General features: G+C 33.4%; 26 protein-coding genes. 11 read left to right on the plus strand and 15 right to left on the minus strand.

Features of this window, described 5'->3' with window-relative positions:
- The first annotated feature begins 21 nt into the window (after positions 1 to 21).
- From plsY to Q5I06_RS00980, 5 genes are all read left to right on the plus strand, one after another.
- Positions 22 to 699 carry a glycerol-3-phosphate 1-O-acyltransferase PlsY gene (gene plsY / locus Q5I06_RS00960; protein WP_305516332.1) on the plus strand — a complete coding sequence of 226 codons (678 nt, stop codon included), beginning with the start codon at positions 22 to 24 and terminating at the stop codon, positions 697 to 699.
- Between the two features lies 1 nt (position 700).
- Complete coding sequence (locus tag Q5I06_RS00965) at positions 701 to 1033, plus strand: dihydroneopterin aldolase (protein WP_305516333.1); 333 nt, start codon at positions 701 to 703, stop codon at positions 1031 to 1033.
- Between the two features lie 63 nt (positions 1034 to 1096).
- Positions 1097 to 3265: a TonB-dependent receptor domain-containing protein gene (locus Q5I06_RS00970; RefSeq protein ID WP_305516334.1), complete on the plus strand. Its 2169-nt coding sequence runs from the start codon at positions 1097 to 1099 to the stop codon at positions 3263 to 3265.
- A 72-nt stretch (positions 3266 to 3337) separates the two neighbouring features.
- Positions 3338 to 5371 carry a TonB-dependent receptor plug domain-containing protein gene (locus Q5I06_RS00975; RefSeq protein ID WP_305516335.1) on the plus strand — a complete coding sequence of 678 codons (2034 nt, stop codon included), beginning with the start codon at positions 3338 to 3340 and terminating at the stop codon, positions 5369 to 5371.
- Between the two features lie 44 nt (positions 5372 to 5415).
- The gene (locus Q5I06_RS00980; RefSeq protein ID WP_305516336.1) at positions 5416 to 5898 is read left to right on the plus strand and encodes a GlcG/HbpS family heme-binding protein; all 483 of its coding nucleotides are present in this window, start codon (positions 5416 to 5418) and stop codon (positions 5896 to 5898) included.
- 366 nt (positions 5899 to 6264) lie between these two features.
- On the opposite strand, the gene Q5I06_RS00985 is transcribed toward Q5I06_RS00980, so the two are convergent.
- Genes Q5I06_RS00985 through Q5I06_RS00995 form a run of 3 tightly spaced genes read right to left on the minus strand, consistent with a single transcriptional unit; the run spans position 6265 to position 8373 of the window.
- The gene (locus tag Q5I06_RS00985) at positions 6265 to 7347 is read right to left on the minus strand and encodes a DUF354 domain-containing protein (RefSeq protein WP_305516337.1); all 1083 of its coding nucleotides are present in this window, start codon (positions 7345 to 7347) and stop codon (positions 6265 to 6267) included.
- Entirely contained in the window at positions 7344 to 7547 is a 204-nt protein-coding gene (locus tag Q5I06_RS00990; RefSeq protein ID WP_305516338.1) for a hypothetical protein, read from the minus strand. The genes Q5I06_RS00985 and Q5I06_RS00990 overlap by 4 nt, the downstream gene beginning before the upstream one ends.
- Positions 7540 to 8373 (minus strand): class 1 fructose-bisphosphatase, encoded by an 834-nt coding sequence (locus Q5I06_RS00995; RefSeq protein ID WP_370690898.1) that lies wholly within the window; start codon positions 8371 to 8373, stop codon positions 7540 to 7542. Before Q5I06_RS00995 ends, Q5I06_RS00990 begins: the two co-directional genes overlap by 8 nt.
- A gap of 93 nt (positions 8374 to 8466) precedes the next feature.
- Here Q5I06_RS00995 and rpe point away from each other — a divergent pair, with 93 nt between their 5' ends.
- Positions 8467 to 9105 (plus strand): ribulose-phosphate 3-epimerase, encoded by a 639-nt coding sequence (rpe, locus tag Q5I06_RS01000; protein WP_305516339.1) that lies wholly within the window; start codon positions 8467 to 8469, stop codon positions 9103 to 9105.
- 38 nt (positions 9106 to 9143) lie between these two features.
- Positions 9144 to 9848, plus strand: a complete 705-nt coding sequence (locus Q5I06_RS01005; RefSeq protein ID WP_305516340.1) for a 3'-5' exonuclease — start codon at positions 9144 to 9146, stop codon at positions 9846 to 9848.
- Between the two features lie 2 nt (positions 9849 to 9850).
- On the opposite strand, the gene Q5I06_RS01010 is transcribed toward Q5I06_RS01005, so the two are convergent.
- The 12 genes from Q5I06_RS01010 to hisF all read right to left on the minus strand — a co-directional run bounded on the left by Q5I06_RS01010 (position 9851) and on the right by hisF (position 22238).
- The gene (locus tag Q5I06_RS01010; protein ID WP_305516341.1) at positions 9851 to 10990 is read right to left on the minus strand and encodes a glycosyltransferase; all 1140 of its coding nucleotides are present in this window, start codon (positions 10988 to 10990) and stop codon (positions 9851 to 9853) included.
- Entirely contained in the window at positions 10990 to 11970 is a 981-nt protein-coding gene (locus Q5I06_RS01015; protein ID WP_305516342.1) for a class I SAM-dependent methyltransferase, read from the minus strand. Before Q5I06_RS01015 ends, Q5I06_RS01010 begins: the two co-directional genes overlap by 1 nt.
- Positions 11958 to 14081, minus strand: coding sequence for a hypothetical protein (locus tag Q5I06_RS01020; RefSeq protein WP_305516343.1), 2124 nt, complete (start codon positions 14079 to 14081; stop codon positions 11958 to 11960). The genes Q5I06_RS01015 and Q5I06_RS01020 overlap by 13 nt, the downstream gene beginning before the upstream one ends.
- Positions 14082 to 14897 carry a rod shape-determining protein MreC gene (gene mreC, locus Q5I06_RS01025; RefSeq protein WP_305516344.1) on the minus strand — a complete coding sequence of 272 codons (816 nt, stop codon included), beginning with the start codon at positions 14895 to 14897 and terminating at the stop codon, positions 14082 to 14084.
- An 11-nt stretch (positions 14898 to 14908) separates the two neighbouring features.
- Complete coding sequence (locus tag Q5I06_RS01030) at positions 14909 to 15949, minus strand: rod shape-determining protein (RefSeq protein ID WP_305516345.1); 1041 nt, start codon at positions 15947 to 15949, stop codon at positions 14909 to 14911.
- Complete coding sequence (gene clpX / locus Q5I06_RS01035; RefSeq protein WP_305516346.1) at positions 15949 to 17223, minus strand: ATP-dependent protease ATP-binding subunit ClpX; 1275 nt, start codon at positions 17221 to 17223, stop codon at positions 15949 to 15951. The genes Q5I06_RS01030 and clpX overlap by 1 nt, the downstream gene beginning before the upstream one ends.
- The gene (gene lpxA, locus Q5I06_RS01040; protein ID WP_305516347.1) at positions 17216 to 18025 is read right to left on the minus strand and encodes an acyl-ACP--UDP-N-acetylglucosamine O-acyltransferase; all 810 of its coding nucleotides are present in this window, start codon (positions 18023 to 18025) and stop codon (positions 17216 to 17218) included. Before lpxA ends, clpX begins: the two co-directional genes overlap by 8 nt.
- 2 nt (positions 18026 to 18027) lie before the next feature.
- Entirely contained in the window at positions 18028 to 18483 is a 456-nt protein-coding gene (fabZ, locus tag Q5I06_RS01045; RefSeq protein ID WP_305516348.1) for a 3-hydroxyacyl-ACP dehydratase FabZ, read from the minus strand.
- Positions 18484 to 18540: 57 nt separating this feature from the next.
- On the minus strand, positions 18541 to 19701 hold the full coding sequence (locus Q5I06_RS01050; RefSeq protein WP_305516349.1) for an epoxyqueuosine reductase QueH: 1161 nt from the start codon (positions 19699 to 19701) through the stop codon (positions 18541 to 18543).
- 101 nt (positions 19702 to 19802) lie between these two features.
- Entirely contained in the window at positions 19803 to 20924 is a 1122-nt protein-coding gene (gene rlmN / locus Q5I06_RS01055) for a dual-specificity RNA methyltransferase RlmN (RefSeq protein WP_305516350.1), read from the minus strand.
- On the minus strand, positions 20921 to 21466 hold the full coding sequence (locus tag Q5I06_RS01060; protein WP_305516351.1) for a nucleoside phosphorylase-I family protein: 546 nt from the start codon (positions 21464 to 21466) through the stop codon (positions 20921 to 20923). The genes rlmN and Q5I06_RS01060 overlap by 4 nt, the downstream gene beginning before the upstream one ends.
- Position 21467: 1 nt before the next feature.
- Positions 21468 to 22238, minus strand: coding sequence for an imidazole glycerol phosphate synthase subunit HisF (gene hisF / locus Q5I06_RS01065; protein WP_305516352.1), 771 nt, complete (start codon positions 22236 to 22238; stop codon positions 21468 to 21470).
- Positions 22239 to 22345: 107 nt separating this feature from the next.
- On the opposite strand from hisF, the gene rsmA reads away from it, so the two are divergent.
- Genes rsmA through Q5I06_RS01085 form a run of 4 tightly spaced genes read left to right on the plus strand, consistent with a single transcriptional unit; the run spans position 22346 to position 26381 of the window.
- Positions 22346 to 23146 carry a 16S rRNA (adenine(1518)-N(6)/adenine(1519)-N(6))-dimethyltransferase RsmA gene (gene rsmA, locus Q5I06_RS01070; RefSeq protein ID WP_305516407.1) on the plus strand — a complete coding sequence of 267 codons (801 nt, stop codon included), beginning with the start codon at positions 22346 to 22348 and terminating at the stop codon, positions 23144 to 23146.
- Positions 23133 to 25160, plus strand: coding sequence for a ribonuclease J (locus tag Q5I06_RS01075; RefSeq protein WP_305516353.1), 2028 nt, complete (start codon positions 23133 to 23135; stop codon positions 25158 to 25160). The genes rsmA and Q5I06_RS01075 overlap by 14 nt, the downstream gene beginning before the upstream one ends.
- Positions 25161 to 25169: 9 nt before the next feature.
- Positions 25170 to 26132: a KpsF/GutQ family sugar-phosphate isomerase gene (locus Q5I06_RS01080; RefSeq protein WP_305516354.1), complete on the plus strand. Its 963-nt coding sequence runs from the start codon at positions 25170 to 25172 to the stop codon at positions 26130 to 26132.
- 9 nt (positions 26133 to 26141) lie between these two features.
- Positions 26142 to 26381 (plus strand): DUF2443 family protein, encoded by a 240-nt coding sequence (locus Q5I06_RS01085; RefSeq protein ID WP_305516355.1) that lies wholly within the window; start codon positions 26142 to 26144, stop codon positions 26379 to 26381.
- Positions 26382 to 26403 lie beyond the last annotated feature (22 nt).

A 26403-nucleotide genomic window follows, 5' to 3' on the forward strand; every position in this document is an offset into this window, starting at 1 on the left:
AAATTGAAGAAGGGATAAAACTTGCAAACACAAAATATTTTTTTGGAATTGATTACAAATATAAATGTGATTTTTTATATTTTGGCGTATTTAGTTGGTGGAATACCTTCAGGATTATTTTTGGCAAAAATATTTGGAAATGTAGATGTTAGGAAAGTAGGCTCTGGAAGCATTGGAGCCACAAATGTTTATAGAGCATTAAAAGATGTTATTGATCCAAGAAAAGCCAAAATTATCTCTATTTTTACGCTTATTTCAGATGCGTTGAAAGGTTTGGTTGTTGTTCTTTTGGCAAAGATATTTGGACTAGGTTATGAAACCCAATGGATGATAGCGATTTTATGTGTTTTAGCTCACTGTTACAGTCCTTATTTAAATTTTACAGGTGGGAAAGGCGTTTCTACAGCTATAGGGTCAGTTATATTGTTAATGCCTATTGAGGGTATTTTAGGACTTATAGTTTGGGCTGTAGTTGGAAAGGTATTCAAAGTCTCTTCGCTTTCTTCTCTTTTGGGTGTATTGAGCGGTATTGGATTTACTTTTATTATTCCTTATGTGTTACCTCTACCACATTCTATTTCTATTATTGATGAGATTGGGACACACACTCCTGTAGTAGTTATAGCAATTATTATTTTATATACTCATATTCCAAATATTATCCGTTTATTAAAAGGACAAGAGAAAAAGGTTCTTTAAATTGATTTTTGATCTAATTATAGAGGATTTTAAGTTCAAGACCATTATTGGTATTTTGGATTTTGAGAAAGAAGTACCTCAAGATATTGTTGTTGATGCAACTATTTCTTATCAATACGATGATAAAAACTTTATTGATTATATGGAAATCAAATGCAGTATCCAAAAACTATTACAAAATAATAAATACGGACTTTTAGAAGAAGCATTGTTAGATATTGTTCATCATTTAAAAAATAATTTTGATGTTATAAAAAATATTGAATTAAGAATAAAAAAACTCAATATTACTCATGATTGCATAGTAGGGGTTAAAATAAATAAATCTTTTTAAGCTTGTTTTTATATATTTTTTATAATAATAAAAATTATTATTAATATATAGGGGGCGTTTATAATGCTTAAAAGTAGATTTTATATTTTAACAGTATCACTGTTTTTGTCTCAAAATTTGTTTGCTGATGAACCTACTGATTACACATTAGAAAAAATAACAGCAGAGGAGCAGAAAGAATTTCAATTCAATAATAAAGACTATATCAGCGGAAAAGATTTATCACAAAGACAATCTAATAGTATGTCTGATGTTTTTGCTACTGAACCAGATGTGAATGTTGGAGGCGGTGGAATGATGGCACAAAAAATCTATGTGCGTGGAATTGAAGATAGACTGCTTCGTGTGACTATTGATGGAGCAGCACAAAACGGAAATGCTTTTCATCATCAAGGAAATACGATCATTGATCCAGGTATGTTAAAAGAAGTTGAGATTACAAAAGGATCGGCCAATGCCTCTGCAGGACCAGGAGCTTTAGCAGGGGCAATAAGTATGACCACAAAAGATGCTTCAGATTTGTTGGAAAAAGGTAAAAATTTTGGAGCATATTTAGGAAGTTCATTTTATACCAATTATGGTATCAGAGAAAATATCTCTTTTTATGGTCGAGGAAAACATTTTGATGCACTTGCGTACTACACCTATCAGAATATATTTTATTACAGAGATGGTGAACATACTTTTAAAAACTTATTCCATCCTACAGAAGATGATAAAGTGTTAGGATCACCTTCCCAGCAAAATAATGTCTTACTGAAGGGAAATGCTTATATTGGTGAAAAAGATAAAATTACATTTACATATAATCTTACGCGAGATAATGCAACTAGACCCTTTCGTGCCAATGTCACTAATCCACCTGCTGATGCACAAGAAGAAAAGGTTGATTTTGCACAAGAACTTTTTCATCATATTGATAGCAACAACAATATTGTCTTAGAATACAATCATCAAGGGGATAAAAATTTTGGAGCTCCTAAAATAAAACTAGATGCTTATGGGAGTATTAGGAATATTCATTTAACCCCATTATTTGATCCTACAACAGCCACAACAAAGGATGGTACGTCCTTACACGAAGCAGACGCTGAAGGAAGTACTCCTAGAAATATATTTTTGAACAATATCGGATTAGATTTGAAAGTATCCCACCCTATTACAGAAGATTATAAAAATACTTTTGATTATGGATTTGACTATCAGAATATGACTGTTATGGATAAACAAAATGAAGTTGTTTATAGCCAAAGAGGAAGAGGACAGGAAAATAGTAATATTATTGGAGCTTATATTCAGGCTAATTACGCATTTTTAAAATCTCTTACTATTGGAGCGGGAACTCGATATGATGTCTATACTTATTTTGATAAAAATTCTCAAAATCATATTACGCAAGGATTTTCTCCTTCTGTAGCTATCCTTTATAATCCTATTGATACTTTGGATATGAAACTTTCTTATGCTTATGTTACTAGAGGTGCTTTGCCAGGGGATGCACTGCTTATCAATTCAGAAACCATTATTGATCCTAATTTAAAGTCTGAAAAAGGTCAAAATGTAGAATTTGATATTGATTATACTCAAGAATATTTCAGTTTAAGAGGAGCAGTTTTTTATCAAGTTATAGGAGATTTTATCAATAGTTATGGGAGTCTTGATGATAATCCCAATTTAGATGCAAGTATTGGTGAGAGAGCAGATGGGCTTAGAACAAATCTTACTGATAAAATCAATATTTTTGGTTATGAACTAGGAGCGAGTTTTAATTATGAAAATTTCTTGGCTACATTTGGATTTTCTAGAAGCTATCCAACTGTTAGAGGAAAATTGATTCAAGATACCTATGAATTAGGAGCGACAACTGGAAACAACTATGTTTTAAAATTACAATATAATTTTGATAACATCGGATTAGACATAGCTTGGATGAGCCGTTTTGTGCAGACTATTGATTATGATGGCTATGATATTTATAACAAAGAAACTCTCCCCGTGCATAAACCCGGTTATGATATTCATAATATTTATGTGAATTACACTCCACCTAAGATCAAGGGATTGAGATTTTCAATTGTCTTGAATAATATTTTTAATAAATTCTATGTTGATCAAACTTCACCATTGAAGGTAGAGGCTGATGGATCAGCTCTTGAGAGTATCAATCAAGTCAGAAAGGCTCTTGCAGAACCTGGTTTTGATGGGAGATTTGAAATTTCATATAGATTCTAATTTTATTACAGCTTTATTATAATACAATCTTATTATTAGATAAAAATAAGAAATTATCTAGAGGAGATTGTATTGAAAAAGCTTTTTTTATGTCTTTTATTATTTGATTTTGTTTATTCGCTAGAGACAGAAACATTGTCAAAGGTCACGACTACTGCACAAAAAGAACCTCAAAAAGAGGTTGAATTTGCCAATAAAACTTCCATATCCGCTGATGATATAGAAAAACATCAGGCCACCAATCTTCGGGATATATTTTCACAAGACCCTAGCATTAATGTTGGCGGAGGAAATCCTACAGCTCAAAAAATTTATGTTCGGGGCTTAGAAGACAGACTTTTTAATGTTAGTGTTGATGGGGCAACTCAAGGTGGAAATGTTTTTCATCATCAAGGAAATGTTAATATTGATCCCATGATGATTAAATCCGTAGATGTACAGAAAGGATCAGCCAATGCCTCTGCAGGACCAGGAGCTTTAGCAGGGGCAATTACTGTTAGCACAAAAGATGCGAGTGATTTGTTAAAACCAGGTCAAAAAGTAGGAGCACAGATCGGATTAGGTGGTTTTAGTAATGCTGGATATAGGCTTAAAGGCAGTGTTTATGGATCAATAAATGATTATATAGACGTTCTAGCCTATGTAAATCAGACAAATATCAGTTATTATCGTGATGGACATGATGAAAAGGTAATTGGATCGGGGTCAGATCAAAACAATCTTTTACTCAAAGTAAATGGAAATCTAAGTGAGAATCAAAAATATTTTATTTCTTTTAATCGGATTTATGACAAAACAACTGCTCCTTTTGCCACTAACCTCTCTTCAAGAGAACTCTCTCTTTTTGATCATTATAATGATACGAAAAATCTCAGTATTGGATATGAACTCGCTCATCAAAAAGGGTTTCATCCCAATATAAAAACAAATTTTTATTATTCTACAAGGGGTTTGATGTTGAAATCTTTGAGTGCTTTAGATTCTGCTTTAGATTCAGAAGTTGCAGATAGAAATATTGATCTAGAAAATTTCGGCGGAAATCTATTGTTGTCTCATAGTTTTGGTAAAAATATGGATAATACCTTTGAGTATGGACTCAATTATCAAGGAATGTATGTAAGCGATAAAGATATTTCAAAACAAGCTATAGCTATGGGAGATAGAGGCGAGGAATCTAGCAATATTTTTGGCGGATTTTTACAGGCAAAATTTTATCTTCTGCCTTCTTTGATTTGGGGGGTGGGAAGTAGATATGATATGTATTACTATCAGGATAAAAACTCTCAAAGCCATCTTACGCAAGGTTTTTCTCCTAGTACAACCCTAAGTTATAACCCGATAGATACATTGAATTTAAGACTTTCTTATGCCTATACTACAAGGGGGGCTGAACCAGGAGATGCTACATTGCTTCAAGAAGGCAATGTTCGGATTGCTAAAAATCTCAAAGCTGAAAATTCTCAAAATGTAGAATTTGATTTGGATTATATGGGGGATTATTTCAGTTTCAGGGGAGCTGTGTATTATAAAAATATCGGTAATTTCATCAATAGCTATGCTCCAGATCCTGTGATTCCTGATGGAGGACTGCGATCAAATATGTCTGATAAGATTGATGTGTATGGTTATGAGGGGGGAATTGGATTTGATTATAAAGGATTTACTTCATATTTTTCACTTGCCCAGTCTTTTCCGATGGTAAAAAATCATCTTTTGCAAGATACTTATGAATTAGGGGCAGTTTATGGTCGTGTTTATAATATCAGGCTTGGCTATAATTTTGATTCTATTCATTTGAGCTTAGGGTGGCTCACAAGTATTACAGAAGGCATAAAATACAATGGATGGGATATTTACAACAATGAATTAGGAGAAGTGAATAAAAAAGGATATGTGATAGATAATCTTTATATCAATTGGGACCCTTTAGGTAAAGATAGACTTCATTTGGGATTGAGTATTTTGAACCTCACTAATAAATTCTATATCGATCAAACCAGTCCTTTTAAAAACGAAGCAGACGATAAATTGAGCAGTTCCAATATCGGAGCAGCAATGCCAAATCCTGGAATTGATGTGAGATTTGAAGTTGGGTATCAATTTTGAAATTAGTTATATAATCAAGAAGAACTTAAAATAAAGGAAAAACAATGAATAGTAAGTTTTTATTTTTAGCTTTAGTATTTGGAGCATCATTTGCACAGGCATTGCCTAAAGAACCTATTTTAACTACAGAAGTTGCGCTGAAAATGGCACAAAGCACTTTTGATAAATGCAAAACTCAAGGCTATAGTGTATCTGTGAATGTCTTAGATAGAGGGGGAAATCAGATTGCATTTTTAAAAGATGAAAATGCCGGAGTTCATACTATAGAAGGGAGTTACAAAAAAGCTTTTACAGCCCTATCTACAAAGACTCCTTCCTCAAAACTTGCTGAAAAGATGATGAAAAAACAGATTCCAGAAGGAATGGTGAATTTAAGTAAGAACTTTGTTTTTCTAGCAGGGGGAATACCCATAAAAGTCGATAATGTTGTTATAGGAAGCGTTGGTGTGAGCGGTGCACCTGTTGGAGAGATTGATGAAAAATGTGCTCAAGCAGGAATTGAAAGTATCCAAAAAGAATTGAAATGATTTTGCACCGATAAAAATCTAGTGTTTTTATCGGTGGAGATATTGGCATTAGTGCAAACTCAGGTGCAGGTAGTATTACTATTGGCTCTACAGAAATATCGCTTAGTCCATCTTATGGTGTTAAGGCGGGTTATCAGCAATACTTTGGTGGCTATAACAGCTTACGAATTTATGGGAATTTTAATTATTTATATCTCAATAATGATTATATGATGAAAATATGGTATAAATGTCGATTATCTGCTAATATCTTTAAATTAGTCTATTTACCTCATCTTTCTTAGATACTCAAAAAGGTAAGGGAAGTAGAGTGCGTTTTATATCTGAATGAAAGCATAAAATCAAGTAAAAATAGCAATATTTAGATCAAGCATAAAATCTTTCTTTGATGGTTTTAAATATCTCTTCAAAATTTGCAGGTTTTGGCTCAAAAAGCTTTCGAGCATTAGCTTTTTTAGCTATTGAAGGTTTTTTTGTAGCAAGGATGCTTTTTACTTCTTCATAAACTTCTTGCGAATTTTTACAATGCCTCATCAGGTGGTTATTCAAAAGGTATTTGTCGTGAAACAAAAACAAAGATCTCGTAGAAATCGTAGGAATACCTAAATAACAAGCTTCTAAATTCATCGTACCTCCTCCACCTACGAGAATATCAATAAAAGGATAAAAATCAGCAGGAGGAAGTTTTTCCTCTATGATAAAAATATTTTCAAACCCTTTGAAATATAAACCCTCTTTGCCGTATCTTGGCATAATCACGACATTCACATCTAGACAAGAGGCAATTTTTTCGATACTTTCATAGATAATGGGTAGTTTTTCCTTCACATAGTGGGCTTTGTACTCTTCTTCTCGAAAAAGAATGCTCGGCCGATTTTGTGGGATATTGAATGTTTTCCTAAAATCAATACCAGGTTGCATATCTTTGAGCCATAATGCAATATCAATAAAGTCATAACTAATGATATTCTTAGCAGGGACACCCATAGAGGCATAACAGATTTCTGGCACAACAAACGGATGAAATATAAGCGAACTTAGTGGAAGTGTGAGTTTGGAGAGAATGGTCATAGAGTCAATATCAAAATGATCATTTTTTAAGGGGGTATCAGAAAAATTTACAATGGGTATGCCTAGTGCATATGCCGTCTGAACTCCATCAACACTAGCACCGGTTATGAATAGTTTGGGTATTCCTGTTTTTTCAAAAAGCTCTAAAAAAGCTTTTTGGCGATCTAGCCTCGCGTTAAATTTTCCTAGAGGACTTTCTCCACCATATCCCCCAACACATATGTTTGAAATATTAAATAATTCCAAAAGTTCCCAACATTCGCTATATTCTTTGCTTTTGCGTGTGGTGATGATAACCTCATCAAGTTCCTTGAGTTTGGGAATAAGGGGATTGAAAAATAATACATATTTAGGATCAATGATATCAAGCCAAATCAAAATTCAAATTCTCCACCTTGCCCCTTATTCATACTCTCATATACGGATTTGACATAATTTTTTCTAATGCTACATTCGAGTATTTCAGAGCATTTTAGACAGCTTGAGGTATTTTTTTCTACCTGACATTTTTTTAGGGTTGCTAGATTTTGTTCGAGTCTGTTTTCCCAAATGTCTTTTGGTGGATGGGTTTCACTCATAGATTCTCCTTACCTCATTGATTTCTTCAATAGATCCAAAAAAACATGGTGATGTATCATGAATGCCATTTATTGGGAGTTCCAGCAATCTGTTTTTTCCATCGATAGCCCCTCCTCCTGCTTTTTCATAAATAAAGGCAAATGGAAAAACTTCAAAGAGTTTTCTGAGCTTTCCATTTGGTGCATCAGAGGTTGCAGGGTAACTAAACAATCCTCCTTTTTTTATAAGGATTTGGTGTAAGTCAGGGACCATCCCCCCAGAATATCTGAGACGGTATCCTTTTTGAAAAAAAGAATCAATAAGAGTTTTGTGTTTTGATGACCAATTTTTTTGAGTGCCACCTGGTGCGTTGATTTTACCACTTTCATTGAGTTTAAGCGGAGGTTGTTTTTTCCAAGATTTGCCATCGTAGATAAAGTAAGAGAGCACATCGTTCGCAAACACAAGCTCTAGTCTAGGACCATAGACAACATATGCTGCAGCTATGATATTTTTTGATTCAAAGCCCTCTTTGTAGATTCCAAATATTGAACCCACACTTAGATTTGATGATATGATCGAAGAGCCATCAAGGGGATCATAAGCAATGAAATAAGATCCATAATCTTTATAGATGACCTCATTTTTTTCTTCACTGCATAATCCTCGCACAGAATTTAGAGATAGGAGTTCTTCTTCAATGATTTTATCAGCCTTTACATCAATTCCTAGTTGATTATCTCCACTTGAGTTTGTTGTGGATAGATAATCAGTATGGCTTACTTTTAATAGATTTTGTATCTTTTGAGCAGAGCTTTGGAATGCCAAAATAAAATCTTCCATCATTTTTTGCTCCAAATTTTTTTGATTAAATTATATCTTATTGGGTTTTATGATATGCTTTAAAAGTTAAAATTCACAAATAAGAGGTTTTGTTGCATGTTGATCGCTCCTAGTATATTGTCGGCGAATTTTTTGGATCTTGGATCTGAAGTTCGTTCTATTTGTGATGGAGGATGTGATTATGTGCATATTGATATTATGGATGGGCATTTTGTTCCTAATCTCACGATAGGTCCTTTGGTTGTAAAAGAAGTTGCTAAGATATCTTCTAAACCTTTAGATATTCATTTGATGGTTGAGAATGTTTCATTTTTTGTGGATATGTTTGCTCCTATAAAACCTGAATTTATGAGTGTCCACATCGAAGAAGTAAAACATCTCAATCGTTTGATTTCTCATATTAGAAATAGCGGTATAAGACCGGGTGTGGTTTTAAATCCACATACAAGCGAAGAGGCTCTAAAATATATCATAGAAGATGTGGATATGGTGCTATTAATGAGTGTAAATCCAGGCTTTGGGGGACAGAAATTCATTCCAAATATTTACAAAAAGATTCAAAACTTGAAAGATATGATTTTTGCTAAAAACCCAAATTGCTTGATTGAGGTTGATGGAGGGGTGAATGATAAAAATATTGATTTGCTCAAGCAATCAGGAGCGGATATAGTAGTAGCAGGAAACTATATATTCAGCAGTGATGATTATCAAAAGGCTATTTTGTCTCTACGATGAATTATGATCAGTTCTATAATAAACTTAGAAGCTCTCCAATGTCTAAAATGGATTTTTTAGAGGGTATTTCGAGCATATGGGGGATATCTGGAGATGTGGATGAGGAAATACAAACCCTTAAATCTCGTGGATTTCCAATAAGTGAGCAAGATGAAAGTATATTTTTAGATACTATCAAAACAAAATTACAAAATCAGGTTTTTTGTTTTGTGGATATTGAAACTACTGGTTCTAAACCCGAAGAATACTCTATTATCGAAATAGGAGCGTTGAAGTATCAAAATGGAAATATTATAGATAAATTTGAAAGCTTTGTGCATGTTGAAGATATTCCAGAAAAGATCACTGAACTCACAGGAATCAGCACTCAAACCGTGCAAAACTCTCCTTGCTTGAGTAGTGTTTTGAGAGATTTTAGAATATTTTTAAACGATTGTGTTTTTGTTGCACACAATGTTAATTTTGACTATGGGTTTATTAGCTACCAAATGGAAAAAATCGGTTTGGGTGCAATGCTTAATGTTAAGTTATGCACCATAGATTTGGCACATAAAACTATTCTTTCTCCACGTTATTCTTTGCCATTTTTAAATGAGTTTTTAGGTATCAATACTCCTATTTCTCATCGAGCATATGCTGATGCTTTGACTTCATTGAGAGTTTTTGAGACATCTTTATTGTGTATTCCTAAATGGATAAATAATACGCAAGATTTGTTGGACTTTTCAAAGGGTAAAAAGTAGCTCTACTTTAACATCGAATAGATCATTTCATTCAAAAGCTTTTCGTTGCTATCTAAGTTTAGTTTTTTTGCAGCTTCTGATGAGTTTTTTTTGTATGCTTGAATTGTTTTTATATCTAATTTATTGATTGCTTGTGCCATTTTTTTTGCAGAGAAGTTTTTAATAATGATACCATTGCGATATTTTTGAATAAAGGGGGTCATTTCTTGATTTGGAGTGATTACTAAAGCAAGTCTAGCTTGGATGTATTCAAAAAATTTGTTAGGAAGGGCGTGTTTGAGATTGAAGTTTGTGGGAAAAATATTGTAAATACCTATATCATAATGGGAACTGAAGGGAATAATTTGTTCAAAAGTTACAGGAGGTATGATTCTGATTTTTTTGCCTTCTAATTGTTTTTTATGAATCATTTTTGTTAGATATTGCATATATTTGTCATCTGTATTTACGAGCATTAGATCAAGACAAAATCTGGATTCTAGGTAATCAATGATTTTGATTGTATTTTGGATTTTTCTATTGGGGTTTGCTGCACCATGATAGATAAGCTTGATATGTTTGTCTTCTGCTATGCTCGGAGTTATGTTATGATAGTTTGGAAGCGAAAAGAACAATTTACAATCTACCCCATAATCCTCTTTGTATCGTTTTTTTAGACCTTCTGATACGGTGATAATGACATCAGCTTCAGGGAGATATTTTTTGCAAAGAAAGTCGTTGAATTTTGCAAAAAGGATTCTCCATCTTAGGTTGGTGATATTTTGAACAGGATAGAATTCTCTTGCATCAAATAGAATTTTTGCCTTTTTTTTGTGGGCTAACACGATAGGCAAAAGCACTAAATCATGACAAATAATCACATCAAAAGAACAATTTTTTAAAACCTCAATGATCTTGAGCCTATTATAAGTATAGATGAGTTTTTCCCATTTTCTAAAAGCAACATCCACCCAGAGCTTCAACTCTTGGAGGATGTTTCGTTTTTTGTATGCAGGATAGCTAAAAATTTTTACATCCTTTATGGGAGTGGTGTTAATACCCATCGCAGAAACTTGATGTTTACTTTTGAGTAATTCGATCATATGGTTAGGTCTTGGATTTACAGCAGGATTAGCAGCACATAAGACAAGTATTTTTGCCATTATTTTTTAATTGCTTTAAAATAAAATATTTTTGACTCTTCATTGAGTTTAAGTTCAAAAAAATCCAAGATTTTTATCATTGGCTCATATCTTTTTTTGATTTCTGTGATGTCTTCAAAAATCCTAATATGACCTTCTGAGTGGAAGTTTGGAATAGATCCAATAATAGTGGTTTTGGGTTTTATCTTTGATAGAAGTCTTATATCATCGTTGATATGTTCTAACACTTCAAATATAATAATATGGGTGAAGTTTTTTTCAAATATTTTACTTTCAAAAATATCTTCTTTTATAAAATACTCCGACCATGAAGGAATCTGTTCCCGAGCTATTTTTAATCCTTCATCACTGAAATCAATGCCTTCATAAGAGAGTATGTTGTTTTCATATAGCATTTTTGCAAAGGCCCCATTTCCACAACCTATATCTAATACTTTTGCCTTTTGCATACCAAAATCTTGTAGAATCTTTAGGGCATATTTCCATCCTGGATAATAGGGCGTTTTGTCATAGTTTGTGAGGTACATTTCACTTTTGAGATAAATGTCATCATAAAAACTATTTTCTTTTTGTGGCTTGGGAATATTTTCAAAGGCAGTTTTTAGGGTTTTTTTAAGTTCTGTTAAAAAAAGAGTGTCTTTAGATAAACACTCAATGAGGGAATGATTAAAATATTCCTTGATAGAGGATGTTAGCCAATATGAAGGATAAAAGCATCCTGTATAAAAATGTATTTTCTCTTGATGTATGCCCAGTGTGATTGTTTTAATATAAAAATCATCACGCAAATGTTTTTTTGCACTGCAAATTACTATAACTTCGCAATTTTTCAGCTCATTTTCATCTGTTCCAATAAAGGAATTATTTATATTGCTAGAGTAAAAATCATCATAAATATACACACAAGTATCCATATCTGCACATAGGGCATAAAAATTCTGTCCTACTTTTCCATATCCTAAAATTCCTATTTTATCCATTTTTTGCAGATGACCTCTAGGAAGGAGTTGATACCTTGATTTTTTCGGATGCCTTCATAAATATTTCTAATAAATTCTTTGTTTTGTTTTAGATTTTGCTTAGTTTCTTTATTGCTACTGAGCAAAATACGAGCTTTTTTAAGGTAGTCATCCTCGTTAAAAGCTACATAAGAAACCTCTTGTAATAATATCTTTTTAAAAAAATCTAATGAGATACCTTGATTTTTACATTCTATCTCTATGGTTTTTAGATTATTATTTACCCAGTCTTCAAGCCTTTTTGTTCTGTCTTGAAGACTTTCTTTGGAAAGCGTTAGAATCATTCCGCCTTTTGCATTGAATTCGATTTTGCTTTCTCCTTGTTGCATTGGAAAGCTATCAGGCCAAAAATCGATAATATGTCCGTAGATTGAACTATTGACATAGCCAGGAAAATAAAACCTCTCAAGCATACTGGGATTGATAGAAGCAATTTTTTCTTTTATTTGATGGACATTTCCGTTTCCACAGGCTAAAAAGATGGTATCGCAATATTCTTCCATAAGGGTTATGAGCATTTGAAGATAGGCAATAGAATCAATTTTTGTCAAACGACCTATGAGACCTAATATGATTTTATTTGAAGGGTATTTTTTACGTTCATTTTGAATGATCTCAATGGGAATGAATGGGTTATAAAATTTCTTATCCATTTTTACATTCACACCTATGAATTCATAACCTTCGTGTTTGACTAAAGTAGAGTTCCCGCAAATGTGAGTGATTTTTACATCAATTTGAGGAATATCATAGACAAAATTTCCATGACTCCAAAAGATTTGAGTCATAGCTACCCTAGAAGCTAGAATAAAGTCACTGATGCCATATCCATTGTTGGGACTGATGAGTATATCCACGCCATCTGTAACCATTTTTTCTAAAATACATAGAGCCTTTGCCAAATGTGAGTTGTAATAGCCATCGCGATTGAAGTTAGAAGCTATATCAATCACTTCAATCCCTAAATCTTCATAGCTTTTTTTTATCACAGCATCATCATCGCTTTTTTCTATGATTGACATATTATAGATTTTGATTTCATAGGATTCTTTAAAAGAGCTATTTTCTAGCAAATCTTTCAAGAAGCTATATTCAACTTTGTATGGGGAGTTTTCTACAAGTCTATCACGTAAGAATGCAATGATTTTTTTGGGTTTTTTGATAAGTTTTGGTTTTGGAAGATTAAAAATCTGTGAAAATTTCTCATAAACTAAAGTTGCTTTTTGAGAAATATTTTTGTTGAAGTCTTTCCATTGTTCTTGTGAAGTGAAGCTATTGCCACACATATGGTAGATAAAAAAATGTACATACAATGCTTCGTCAATTTTCTTAGAATCTGAAGCGTCAAGTAATGTATAGAATATTTTCTCCCAAAGAGGATAGAGTCTGAGCCAGTCGCGATGGTTGAAAAAATGTTTCACATTCCAAAATACCTGCAATTGCCAGTTAAATAGCGATCGTCTGCGTTTTGCTTCTAAGGATAAAAAACAAGATATTTCTAAAGGTTCGCTGATGGCTTGAATAAAGATTTCAAAAGGAATTTCTAATTTTTGAAAAAAATTTAAAATAAAACTCGCTGACTTGTTGGCAGAATGGATTTGCATATCTATAAGAGAGATATTTTTGATATAGTGCTTGATTCCCTCATCTTTTTTTCCAGCAAGTATTCTAGCGATACTTCCTAGTTCTATGAGCATAATATTTTCTTCTTCATTTACTCCATTTTTTCCAAAGAGATTACTATCTGCAATTTGAATAAGATTTTCAAATCTTTTGTCTTCTTTTTCGTCAATAAACAAATACAGGATCATATACAAAGGGGAAACAATATCTCCTTTTGAGAATATTAAATCATATATCTTGTTTTTGAACAAGCCACAGAAGTCATCTATTTCATTGTTTTCTACTCCTTGTTTTGAATCAAAAATATCTTTTATATCTTTCAAGGGAGTATTTTCAATCAAATTCAAAAGTTCGTTGATAGCTGAATCTATCTGCTGTTTGTTGTTAGCATTGTTTAGGATATTGGATATATTTGTAATGCAATTTTGTATCAGGGGATTTGGAATCATCTATTTATTCTCTGAATTATTGAAGCCAAAGTTGCTTTGTAGAATTTTTGTGTCAATGAGCCACATATAGCTTAGATCTTTTTTTTGTGCATAAGGAGAGAGTTCGGCAGTATTATAGCCATAATTTTGTATTACTGAAGTAATTTTACCTACTTTGATATTAGGTGTAAAAACACCATCAAGACCACTTGTAACGACTTCATCTCCTACATTCACCTTTAGCCATGCGGGAATAAAGTCTGCTAGAATTTTTTGAGGATCGGAGCTATCATATCTGATAATTGCAGGGATTTTTTGTTTTCCAACATACACAGCATAACTACAATTTTCGTTTCCATTGAGTAAGCCCATCAGGCGATTATTTTTGATGATAGCAATTCCGAGTGCGTTTCCATTTTGAACAATCCCGAAAATCTTATTTTTAGGGTATGAGGAAGTATCTAAATCCATCCAAATACGGTCATAATCTCCCATTCCAACATAAGAAAAAGCTTTTGTGGCTATGAAGTCCGGACTTTGATAGGTTATCTCTTTATTCAAAAATTCAGAGAGTTGGGTTAATTGTGTCTGTGCTGCCTGTAACTGAAGCTCTAATTGACCATAGTTTTTTAGTTTTTCTTCATATTTTTCAATATTTTGTGCTTGATGGATATATTTGGTGTAAGAAAGTTTAATATCTTCTTTTGTATCAAAAAACCAAAACTTGATTTTGTCAGTCAGATGTAATGTTTGATAACGCAAAAACTGACTTGAATCAAAGACAATAAATAACAAGGCCACCACAATAACAATAAAAGATAGTGGCTTGTATCTCATTGTTTATCCGATCAATCAAGAGAGTTGATATGATGCAATAAATCGAGCTCTTCCATCGCTTTGCCCGTTCCCTTTGCCACTGCCAATAAAGGTTCATTTCCGATATATACAGGAAGCTTAACAATATCAGAGAGATACTTATCTAATCCTCGAATCAATGCTCCCCCGCCAGTGAGAACAACCCCATTTTCTACAATATCTCCTGCCAAATCTGGTGGAACAGATTCTAGGACACTTTTTAGTGCGTTGCTTATTTCTCTAAGTTGATCTTTGATGGCATCGCGTATATCTTCACTAGTAAGCTCTACGGTATTAAGAAGCCCACTAACCTGATCTCGCCCTTTTACCTGCATAAGCAAAGGAACTTCTAGTGGAGAAGCTGATCCAATTTGAATCTTGATTTCTTCGCCTGTTCTCTCACCAATTAAAAGATTGTATTTTTTTCGTATATAATCAACGATAGCAATATCTAGCTTATCTCCGGCAACTCTTATAGATTTGCTAATAACCAAGCCACCTAGAGAAATAACACCAATTTCTGTTGTTCCCCCTCCAATATCTACAATAAGACTTCCTTGAGGTTCTCTGATGGGTAGACCTGCACCAATGGCCGCTGCCATAGGCTCTTCTATCAAGAACACTTCTCTAGCACCTGCACTCATTGCAGATTCTTTGACCGCCTTTCTTTCTACTCCAGTAAGCCCATAAGGGACACATACCATTACTCTTGGACGAATCAAAGTTTTTCTTTTGTGTGCTTTTTCTATGAAATAACGAATCATTTTTTCAGTTACATCAAAATCAGCAATAACGCCATCTTTCATAGGTCGAATGGCTTGAATCCCACCAGGGGTTTTTCCTATCATTTCTTTTGCTTCATGTCCTACAGCAAGTATAGTGCCATCTCTATCATATTTATCTGTTTTGACTGCTACTATTGATGGCTCATTAATAATAATCCCTTGCCCTTTTAGCAAAACAATTGTATTGGCAGTACCTAAGTCAATGGCTATATCATGAGAAAATAGCCCTATTATTTTATCTAGTATCATTATGCTCCTTTGTCTTTTTGAGAGGTTTTTTTCTTTTTAATTAAAAGAGGTTCGCCTGTTTTTGTAATACAATCCTTTGTTATTATAACTTCATATCCCTTTAAATCAGGAAGATTAAACATAATATCTGTTGTGAACTCTTCTACGATGGCTCTAAGTCCCCTTGCACCAGTTTTTCTAGCGATTGCAAGTTCTGTTATTTTTTCAATAGCATCTTTTTGAAACACTAAGTCTACACCATCCATTTTGAATAGTTTTTGATATTGCTTAATAAGAGAATTTTTTGGTTTAGTGAGAATATCAATCATTGCCTCTTTTGTGATTTCTTGGAGTGTAGTGATAACGTGCAATCTTCCGATAAGCTCAGGAATAAGTCCATAGCTTACCAAATCTTCAGGTTCTACAAGACTGAGTACATCATCTTGTTCTAATTTGGTTTTCTTTTGACTGCCAAATCCCAAAATATTATTACTAGAACGTTTTTTAATAATATCAGTTAAACCTTCAAATGCACCTCCACAAATAAATAAAATATTACTAGTATCGATTTGTATGAATTCTTGATTGGGATGTTTCCTGCCACCTTTTGGTGGAATATTTACAACACTTCCTTCAATAATTTTTAGGAGAGCTTGTTGTACTCCTTCACCTGATACATCTCTTGTTATAGATCGATTTTCTGATAATCTTGATATTTTGTCGATCTCGTCAATAAACACAATTCCTCTTTGGGTTTTTTCTACATCTTCATCGGCAGCTTGAAATAGTCTTGTAAGAATATTTTCTACATCTTCGCCGACATAACCAGCTTCTGTGAGACTTGTTGCATCACAAATTGCAATAGGTATGTCTAAAAATTTTGCTAGTGTTTGTGCCATTAGAGTTTTGCCACTGCCTGTTGGACCGATGAGTAAAATATTTGATTTTGATATTTCCACATCATTATCCACATCTTCTATAATACTATCTCTGCTCAATATTCTTTTGTAGTGGTTATACACAGCTACAGAAAATACTTTTTTGGCATTTTCTTGCCCGATAACATATTCATCTAGTGTTTTTTTAAGCTCTTTTGGAGAAAGAGGTTTTTCCAAGAGAGTTTTTTTACTCTGAAGCAACTGGTTAAAATCTTCATTGCCAAAAATATGATCGTATAAAGATTTAATGCAATAATGGCAAATAAATGCCTCTTTGCCACCTTTTGTGCCATTTAGAATAAACCGATCCTCTGATTCTTTATTACCACAAAAATCACAAATTCTTTTTCTATTCATCTAATACACCTTTTTTAATGGGAATACCTCGTTGTGATTGTAGTATAAAATTACATATTTTTGACACATATTGATTTTGAGGATTTTCATCAAGTTCTTTTTGAACCAACTCTCTCATGGGTGCTGAACCAGAAAAGATTCTTTTGTAGAGTTTGCTAATAAAATCAATATCCTCACGAGAAAAAAGCTTTCTCATTCTGTGTTTATTAAGTCCTCTGATAACAGCTCTGTTGCCTTCTGCCATGCAAAATGGTGGAATATCTTGTGTTAGAGCACTTCCTCCTGCAATCATTGCTCCATCTCCTATGTGTACAAACTGATGCACAGGAGTCATTCCGCCAATATTTACATAATCCCCCATTTCAACATGTCCGCCTAATGTTGCATTGTTAGCAAGAATACAATGATTTTTGATAATACAGTCGTGTGCAACATGAACAAATGCCATCAAGAGATTTTCATTTCCTATGATAGTTTTGCTAAGACCACCTTTTGTGCCGGGATTTATCATACAATGTTCTCGAATCAGATTTTTATCACCGATGATGAGTTCGACTTCTTCTCCGTCATATTTTAAATCTTGGGGAATAGTTCCTAATACTGCATACGGAAATATAGTGTTGTTTTGTCCAAGTTTTGTATTTCCTATGATTGTTACATTGTTATAAAGTTTGCTTCCATCCCCTATTTCAACATTTTCACCGATGACACAAAAATCCCCTATTTCAACATTTTCACCGATTTTAGCACCTTCTTTAATAATAGCGGTAGCGGCTATCATCTTCTTATCTGGATTTGCCATAGTTATTCCTTTTTTGCATCTGCAACCATCGCTTTGATTTCAGCTTCAGCAACCACTTTATCTTCTACAAGTGTTTTGCATTCAAGCTGCCACACAGTTCCTTTGTGCTTTATAACATTTATTTCATATTCTAGCTTATCTCCTGGTGTTACAGGTATGCGAAATTTTACCCTATCAATTGTCATAAAATAAACCACCTTGTTTTCAGCCATACTCAGATCATCTCCCCACGTACTAACAAATGCCAACAATCCACCAGCTTGAGCCATTCCTTCAACAATCATCACTCCTGGATAGATGGGTTGATTTGGAAAATGTCCCAAAAATACTTCTTCATTTGCGGTGATATTTTTGTATGCTTTGATACTTTTTCCTGTTATGATATCAGTTACTCTATCAACCAAAAGCATAGGGTATCTGTGTGGAAGTATTTTTTTGATTTTGTTTATATCCATCATTTTTTAAACCTCAATTTTTGATAATCTTTGATGTGATTTTAGCAAAATATCTTTTAATTACAAATTTTCGATTACTCTAAAAATAATCTCTTCTTGAAAGATGCTTTTAATATTTATTCGGAGGCTTTCTGTATAGATTTCATCTATTATAATAATGGGATTGATACTATCATCTCCACATAAAAAATTCCTAAAAAATATTTCATCATCATATTTTGGAGGATTGTATAAAAGCTCTTTGATGTTTTTATACGAGGTGTTTAAGATCATATTGAATATATCTAAATGAACAAAAACACTATCATCTTTTTTGCTATAGCCAATTAGATATTTGTGAATAGGAGCATTTTTGTATTCAAAGGCTTGTTTTTCGAGGTTATAAAATTTTGAAGTATTCTCAAAAATATTTGGTTTTATCCAAAAGATAGGACCTGTTCTTGCATCTTTTTTGTTTTGGGATTTTGCAATAATATAACTAGGCATATGATTTCCTCCTCTTTCAACTTTTGCACTTAATAATCTCCAAACCATATATTTTCTTTGAGTAAGAATATATTCTTTGTTGTATTTTTCAAGTTCATTTCGAAGAGAGAAAATATCTCTTCTCTCTTCGATACTTCCAGGAAGAATTTGTGATCCAATATGACTCATCATTTCCAAAGAAAATCTTTTTTGACTATTTCTTTGTTGCTCAAGTGCAAAATTGCATCCGCAATAGTTTTGTCTATAAAGATTATCTGCTTTTGCTAACTCATTTTGTTTTTGAGTGCCTCCATTGGATCGGACATCTATTTTTATGAATTCTAATCCTTCTTTCTGTGCTATAGAGTCGCCCTGAACGTAGAGTATTTTTTGTTCTTTCATAGGGCTTGAAAGCAACGTGGTAGTAAATTTTTTTTCTCCTAATCTCTTTGCGATAGAAGCACTTTTAATCAGTCGAATATCAAAACATTGTGTGCAACGATTACCCTTTTCAGGTTCTTTTTCCAATCCTCTGACCCCATCAAACCAATTTTCTGTGTCATATTCTCCTTCAATGAGCTGGATTCCTAGCATATCACAACTTCTTTTTACATCTGAAAGTCTTAAATCATGTTCGCTTTTTGGATGAATATTTGGATTATAAAAAAATCCTACGAAACTTTCATGGGGATAAATTTTTGTTAATTCGCTTAGAAAATAATGACTATCAACAGAACAACAAATATGAACAAGCATTTTTAATCCTTATTTTTTTAATACAAAATATATATAAGCACCTATTCCAACTATAAATACCAAAACCAAAAATACCAATAACAAGATGTCTAAAAAATCCATCACAATTCCTTATTTTTAAATGTTCCACGTGGAACATTTGGGGATTGAGTCTCTAAAATATTTTTTTCTCTGAGCTGCCCACAAGCTGCACTAATATCAATACCTTTAGATTCTCTAATGGTACAGAGAAGACCTTTATTTGTAAGAAAATCTGCAAATTTTCGTACCTGCATTATTTCAGGTCTTTGAAATTCTGATCCTTCGTGAGGATTAAATAGAATAAGATTTACCTTTGCTTTGATTCCATCTAGAAGCTTCAGTAATTTTTTTGCACTCGCAAGATCATCATTTATATTTTTGATAACTAGATATTCAAACATTACTCTTTTTCTAGCATCAACAGGAAAAGTTTTTACCGCACTGATAACACTTTGTATATTATAGGCTTTGTTCATTGGAATAAGCTGACTACGAAGTGTATCATCAACTGCATGTAGCGATATAGCCAATTGAACTCCTAACTCCATTTTACCTAATTGGGTGATTTTTGGAGCAATACCGCTTGTAGATATGGTTTGCCTTCTTGCAGATATGGATAGTCCATCTAGTTCGCTCAATATTTTTATAGCTTGACTGACATTTTGTAGATTATCCAGAGGTTCTCCCATACCCATATAAACAATATTCACTCTTTTTTCTGGCGGAATATCATTGTCTTTTTTGAGTTGAACAACTTGTTCTACAATTTCTCCACTACTTAGGTTTCGAACAAATCCCCCCTTTGCTGTATAGCAAAAAGCACAACCAACCTTACATCCAACTTGACTTGATAGGCAAAAAGTCCATTTTTCACTTTCAATGATTTTGCCATTTTCATCTTGTTTTTTATCTCTCATTTTTATAAAAACGCTTTCAAAACTCAATCCATCGTTAGTTCTAAAAAGATATTTCTTAGTGCCATCTTTGCTTGTTTGAATTTGGATGATTTCAAGATTTTTTATTTGATATTCATTTTCTAATTTTTCCCTCATTTCTTTTGGAAGATTTTGCATTTTAGAAAAATCGTTTTCATATTTTATATAAAGCCAATTATAAATTTGTTTGGCACGAAAAATTGGCTGAAGGAGTTGTTCTAATTCTTCTAGCCTATAATCATAGATATTTTTTTTGATTTCTATCATAATGTGTAATTATTCCTTATAAATTCTTCTATAGTTTCTTTTGCTTTTTGATGATTTTGAACAAAATCCTTATGAGCATTATCATTGCAATAGTTTGTAACACAAAATATTCCATAAGATTTGATTCCAAAGTTTTGTGCCACCTTTAGTACAGAAAAAAATTCCATATTCTCAAGCATAATACCAGCATAGACCATTTTTTTTGATAGCTCTAGATTTGTATTGATATAGTTACTCGAATTCACAATCATATTTTTTGTTCCACGTGGAACATTTTCAAATTCCATTTCTATTTGATTGTCGATGGGGGTATATGTATCTGTATTGATATAGCTCATTTCAATCTGAGTTGCTTTTGTGCTAAGACAAATTTCAAATGGTTGGATATCATAGCTATATGATCCAGCAGATCCTATAAAGATAATCTCACCCACAATTTCGCGAGAACAAATCCTGGTTAGATTAATAGCACTTTCGATCATGCCAATACCAATTGATTTGGCAAAACTAAAACTTTCTACTTTTCCTGCACAAACAAACATATTAGAGCCTTATAGGAATATTATGATGATGAAGATAAGATTTTAGATCTTTTATAGTGATTTCATCAAGATGGAAAATACTAGCAGCTAGAGCCGCATCTGCAATTCCAAGATTAAAGATTTCTAATATATGTTCTTTTGTTCCTGCTCCACCACTTGCTATGATTGGAATATTTACGGCTTTATCCAGCATTTTGAGGGCTTTAATGTCATATCCACATTTTGTACCATCAGTATCCATGCTTGTAAGAAGAATTTCTCCAGCACCTCTTTGGGAAACTTCTTTTGCCCATTCAATCATGTCTTTGCCTGTATTTTCTCTTCCACCTTGTATATAAACTTCCCATTTTTCTAATTGAGTGGGATGTTTTTTTATATCAATAGCTGCCACGATACACTGAGAACCAAATCTTTTTGCTCCTTCTGTAATAAGATCAGGGTTTTTAATCGCAGCACTATTGAGACTGATTTTGTCAGCTCCGACATCAAGAAGGCTATAAATATTATCTAATGTTTTTATTCCTCCTCCAATAGTGAGTGGTATAAAGGTTACCTTTGCTACTTGGGAAACAATATCAACCATTGTATTGCGTCTTTCATATGAGGCACTGATATCTAAAAATACAAGTTCATCAGCCCCTGCGTCATTGTATTTTTTTGCCATTAAAATGGGATCGCCCATATCTTTGAGTCCAACAAAATTAACTCCCTTGACAACTTTACCTTCATTAATATCCAGGCAAGGAATGATTCGCTTTGCAAAATGATTCATTATTTCTCCATGATTTAGAAGAAATTATAATATTTCATACCTTTAATTTTACTATTTACAAATTACGAAAAAATAGATAAAATGGAGGGAAATTTTAGGAGTTCGTAATTCAGCACAGAGCGAAAAAGAAATTCGGACAGAATTTTTTAAAAGATCTTGGCTATGTTAATAAGATTGTCCAATCGATTCCCAATATATTTAAAGGCGAAAGAGTCGTAGAAATTGGGGTTGGCTTGGGTGATTTAACAGATAAGTTGCTTGAATTTTATCAACTTAAAGCGTATGAAGTCGATAGTGATTTATGTTCTTTTCTTCTGCAAAAATATAAAGCTCCTATCGCCTCTGAGGATTTAGTTCTTGTTTGCCAAGATGTTTTGGAGCTCCCATTAAAAGAAGGTTGGCTTGATGATAAGGAGTATATTCTTGTATCAAATCTTCCATATTATATAGCTTCAACGATTTTGCTACGAGTTCTAAGAGATCCAAAATGCAGAGGTTTTGTCGTAATGACACAAAAAGAAGTTGCACAGAAGTTTTGTGCCAAGAATGGGGACAGGAATTTTTGTGCTTTGAGCGTGATAACCCAAACGCTTGGAGAATCTGAAATGCTTTTTGATGTTCCAGGGGAAGCTTTTGAGCCTATACCCAAGGTAACTTCATCGGTTTTCAGGATAAGAAAGAATAATAATCTGATTCAAAGTGGCTTTGAAGAAATGCTTAGAGTTGCGTTTTGTGCCCCTAGAAAAAAACTATTTAGCAATCTTGCTAATAGATACGATAAAAAGATTCTTCAGGATTTGTTTGATGAACTTTCTATTGAGCTAGATATTAGGGCACATCAAATTCCAGCAACAATATATCACCAAATATACAACAACCTAAAGGTAGAAAAATATGGAAAACAATAACGACAATATAAATCAAAATCCTCCAGCAGGTGAGGGACAAAAAAAGAGATTTTTTAGGCCTCGTTTCAAAAGAAATTCAGAAAACGATGATAAAAGCCAAAATTCTAATAGTTCCTCTCATGCAGAAAATTCAGAGAAGCCACGACCTAGAAGATGGGTGGGTAAAAATAAAAATACCCATACCAATCCATCTCAGCCACAAGAATTAGAGGCCAAAAATGGAGTGCGCGAAATTCAAAGTATAGATGAACGCGGAAATTTGGGATTTCATAAAGATCTAAAAAGAGGGGTAGAGGCAAATAATCGTATCCAAAAAAATAGTCTTAATCCTCACTACAAACTTAATCTTAATACAAAAGCCAAGGTGCGTATCACTCCATTAGGTGGGCTTGGAGAGATAGGTGGGAATATGATGGTGATGGAGACAGAAAACTCTGCGATTATTATTGATGTTGGAATGAGTTTTCCTGAGGAAAATATGCATGGCGTGGATATTTTGATACCGGATTTCAATTATTTATATGCTATCAAAGATAAAATAGCAGGTGTGATCATCACACACGCACATGAGGATCATATTGGAGCTGTGCCTTATCTATATAAACAGATGCAGTTTCCTTTGTATGGAACACCTCTATCCTTAGGGATGATAGGGAATAAATTCGATGAACACGGTCTCAAAAAATTCCGATCATTTTTCAAGATTGTTGAAAAACGTCATCCCATTGTTGTAGGTGATTTTGAGATAGAATGGATACATATCACGCACTCTATTATCGATGCTTCCGCTCTAGCGATTAGAACAGAAGCGGGAATTATTATTCATACAGGAGATTTTAAAATCGATCACACACCTATCGATAATCTACCTACAGATTTACATCGATTAGCTCACTATGGAGAAGAGGGAGTAATGTTACTTTTGAGTGATTCTACGAACTCTCACAGAAGCGGTGTTACTGCAAGTGAGGCAAGTGTTGGCCCCACTTTTGATTCACTTTTTAAGGGTGCCGAGGGACGTGTGATAATGAGTACCTTTTCTTCAAATATACATCGTGTTTATCAGGCAATTACTTATGGCTTGAAATACAATCGTAAGGTGGCTGTCATTGGACGCTCTATGGAAAAAAATCTTGATATTGCCCGTGAATTAGGTTACATAGACCTTCCGCATAATATTTTTATTGAGGCTCATGAGGTTGCAAAATATCCTGATGAGGAAGTTTTGATAGTCACGACAGGGAGTCAAGGCGAGACAATGAGTGCTCTATATCGAATGGCAACAGACGAACACAGACATATTAAGATCAAGCCTACAGATATGGTTATCATTTCTGCAAAAGCAATTCCTGGAAATGAAGGATCGGTTTCCACAGTTTTGAACTTTTTAATGAAAGCAGGTGCAAGGGTTGCATATCAAGATTTTAGTGAAATTCATGTGAGTGGTCATGCAGCACAAGAAGAACAAAAATTGATGTTGCGTTTAATAAAGCCAAAATTTTTCCTTCCCATACATGGAGAATATAATCACGTGGCCAAACATAGAGATACCGCTATCAAATGCGGGGTTTTGGAAAAAAATATCTACCTGATGGAAGATGGAGATCAGGTTGAAGTCAATCCAAGCTATATAAGAAAGGTTCGCACAATAAAAAGTGGTAAAACTTATATTGATAATCAAGTGAATAGACAAATTGATAGCAATGTAGTTGCAGAGAGACAAGCTCTTGTTGATTGTGGTGTTGCAATCTTAAATATTTTTATTTCGCCTAGAGATCAGAAAATACTCAAAGAAACAAATATAATGACTCTTGGAATTGTAAATATTAGAGAAGAGAAAGATCTCTGCAGGGAGATTGAGAATGCACTAGAAATGTATATAAAAACTGCTAAAAAAGAAGTTTTAGAGAATAAAAAGACTTTGGAAAACGAGATAAGGAATATAGCACGAAAACTTTTATTCAAAAAGCTTAAAAAGTATCCAACTATTATTACAAATACTTTTTTGTCTTAAGGAGTGGTTGTGGATTTCAGTAATATTGCCAAAAAAGTTCTTGAAGATGAAGCTAAGGAACTCAATCATTTAGCTTCAAAATGTAAGGATATCCAGTGGGACAAAATTGTTGATATGATTGTTGCCGCAAGGGGAAAGTTGATCGTTTGCGGGGTTGGAAAGAGTGGTTTGATAGGACAAAAAATATCAGCTACACTTTCAAGCACGGGAACTCCTAGCTTCTTTCTTCATCCTACAGAAGCGATGCATGGAGATTTAGGAGCAGTAAGCAAAGAAGACATTGTTTTGGCTATCAGTTATAGTGGCGAAAGCGAAGAGCTTGTTGCGATTATGCCTCATTTAAAGAGGCTTAGTGGTGGTCTTATCACGATGAGCAAGAGTATAAATAGCTCTATTTCAAGACTTGGAGACTATTTTATTCCTCTTGAAATATCTCAAGAGGCTTGTCCTTTGGGTATAGCTCCTACAAGTTCGACAACTCTGACATTGGCATTGGGAGATGCCCTTTCTGTTTGTTTGATGGAAAAAAGAGGATTCAAGAAGAGTGATTTTGCTTCTTATCATCCAGGAGGAAGTCTAGGAAAAAAACTTTTTGTAAAGCTCAACGATTTGATGCAAACACAGAATTTGCCAATTATCAATGCAGAAATCACTCTTAAAGAAGCTGTTATTAAAATGACTGAATCAAGATTGGGAAATGCAATCATTGCACAAGATGGAAAATTACTCGCAGTGCTTAGCGATGGCGATTTGCGTCGAGCGATGATGCGAGAAGATTTTAATTTCAATCATCCTGTGATATCTTATGCTTGTAAAAACCCAAAATATTGCGATAACCCAAATTTATTAGCAGTACAGGCATTGAAATATATTGAAGATAACAAAATCCAATTTTTGGTCGTCACTGATGAGGATAAAACAATAAGAGGTGCTATTCATCTGCATACTCTTATTAGTGCAGGGATTGAATAGGAATATAAAATGTTTGAAAAAATTGATGAAATTTTTAGAAATGTAGAATCTATTAGAGATGAAATCCAGATACTGTTAAATATGGCAAATATTACTCTAGTGGATTATATTATGATAAAAAGGGGATCGCAGGATATGCCAGAGGGCTTAAGTATGTCTTTGTTTTCTCAAATAAATGAACAAATTGACGATCTCAAAAAACAAATCGATGCACTTAATAAACTCAAAAGACAACTACTAGTTTTTTGAAATTCAAATTTCAACATCTCTT

The sequence above is a fragment of the Helicobacter cappadocius genome (assembly GCF_030688855.1).
Classification (GTDB): Bacteria; Campylobacterota; Campylobacteria; order Campylobacterales; family Helicobacteraceae; genus Helicobacter_J; species Helicobacter_J cappadocius.

Bases quoted from the DNA above. Each gene is read 5' to 3' on its own strand.
- Q5I06_RS00970 (WP_305516334.1), top strand. From the start codon at position 1,097: ATGCTTAAAAGTAGATTTTATATTTTAACAGTATCACTGTTTTTGTCT.
- Q5I06_RS00980 (WP_305516336.1), top strand. From the start codon at position 5,416: ATGAATAGTAAGTTTTTATTTTTAGCTTTAGTATTTGGAGCATCATTT.
- Q5I06_RS00990 (WP_305516338.1), bottom strand. From the start codon at position 7,547: ATGAGTGAAACCCATCCACCAAAAGACATTTGGGAAAACAGACTCGAA.
- Q5I06_RS00995 (WP_370690898.1), bottom strand. From the start codon at position 8,373: ATGATGGAAGATTTTATTTTGGCATTCCAAAGCTCTGCTCAAAAGATA.
- rpe (WP_305516339.1), top strand. From the start codon at position 8,467: ATGTTGATCGCTCCTAGTATATTGTCGGCGAATTTTTTGGATCTTGGA.
- Q5I06_RS01005 (WP_305516340.1), top strand. From the start codon at position 9,144: ATGTCTAAAATGGATTTTTTAGAGGGTATTTCGAGCATATGGGGGATA.
- Q5I06_RS01010 (WP_305516341.1), bottom strand. From the start codon at position 10,990: ATGGCAAAAATACTTGTCTTATGTGCTGCTAATCCTGCTGTAAATCCA.
- Q5I06_RS01015 (WP_305516342.1), bottom strand. From the start codon at position 11,970: ATGGATAAAATAGGAATTTTAGGATATGGAAAAGTAGGACAGAATTTT.
- Q5I06_RS01020 (WP_305516343.1), bottom strand. From the start codon at position 14,081: ATGATTCCAAATCCCCTGATACAAAATTGCATTACAAATATATCCAAT.
- mreC (WP_305516344.1), bottom strand. From the start codon at position 14,897: ATGAGATACAAGCCACTATCTTTTATTGTTATTGTGGTGGCCTTGTTA.
- Q5I06_RS01030 (WP_305516345.1), bottom strand. From the start codon at position 15,949: ATGATACTAGATAAAATAATAGGGCTATTTTCTCATGATATAGCCATT.
- clpX (WP_305516346.1), bottom strand. From the start codon at position 17,223: ATGAATAGAAAAAGAATTTGTGATTTTTGTGGTAATAAAGAATCAGAG.
- lpxA (WP_305516347.1), bottom strand. From the start codon at position 18,025: ATGGCAAATCCAGATAAGAAGATGATAGCCGCTACCGCTATTATTAAA.
- fabZ (WP_305516348.1), bottom strand. From the start codon at position 18,483: ATGATGGATATAAACAAAATCAAAAAAATACTTCCACACAGATACCCT.
- Q5I06_RS01050 (WP_305516349.1), bottom strand. From the start codon at position 19,701: ATGCTTGTTCATATTTGTTGTTCTGTTGATAGTCATTATTTTCTAAGC.
- rlmN (WP_305516350.1), bottom strand. From the start codon at position 20,924: ATGATAGAAATCAAAAAAAATATCTATGATTATAGGCTAGAAGAATTA.
- Q5I06_RS01060 (WP_305516351.1), bottom strand. From the start codon at position 21,466: ATGTTTGTTTGTGCAGGAAAAGTAGAAAGTTTTAGTTTTGCCAAATCA.
- hisF (WP_305516352.1), bottom strand. From the start codon at position 22,238: ATGAATCATTTTGCAAAGCGAATCATTCCTTGCCTGGATATTAATGAA.
- Q5I06_RS01075 (WP_305516353.1), top strand. From the start codon at position 23,133: ATGGAAAACAATAACGACAATATAAATCAAAATCCTCCAGCAGGTGAG.
- Q5I06_RS01085 (WP_305516355.1), top strand. From the start codon at position 26,142: ATGTTTGAAAAAATTGATGAAATTTTTAGAAATGTAGAATCTATTAGA.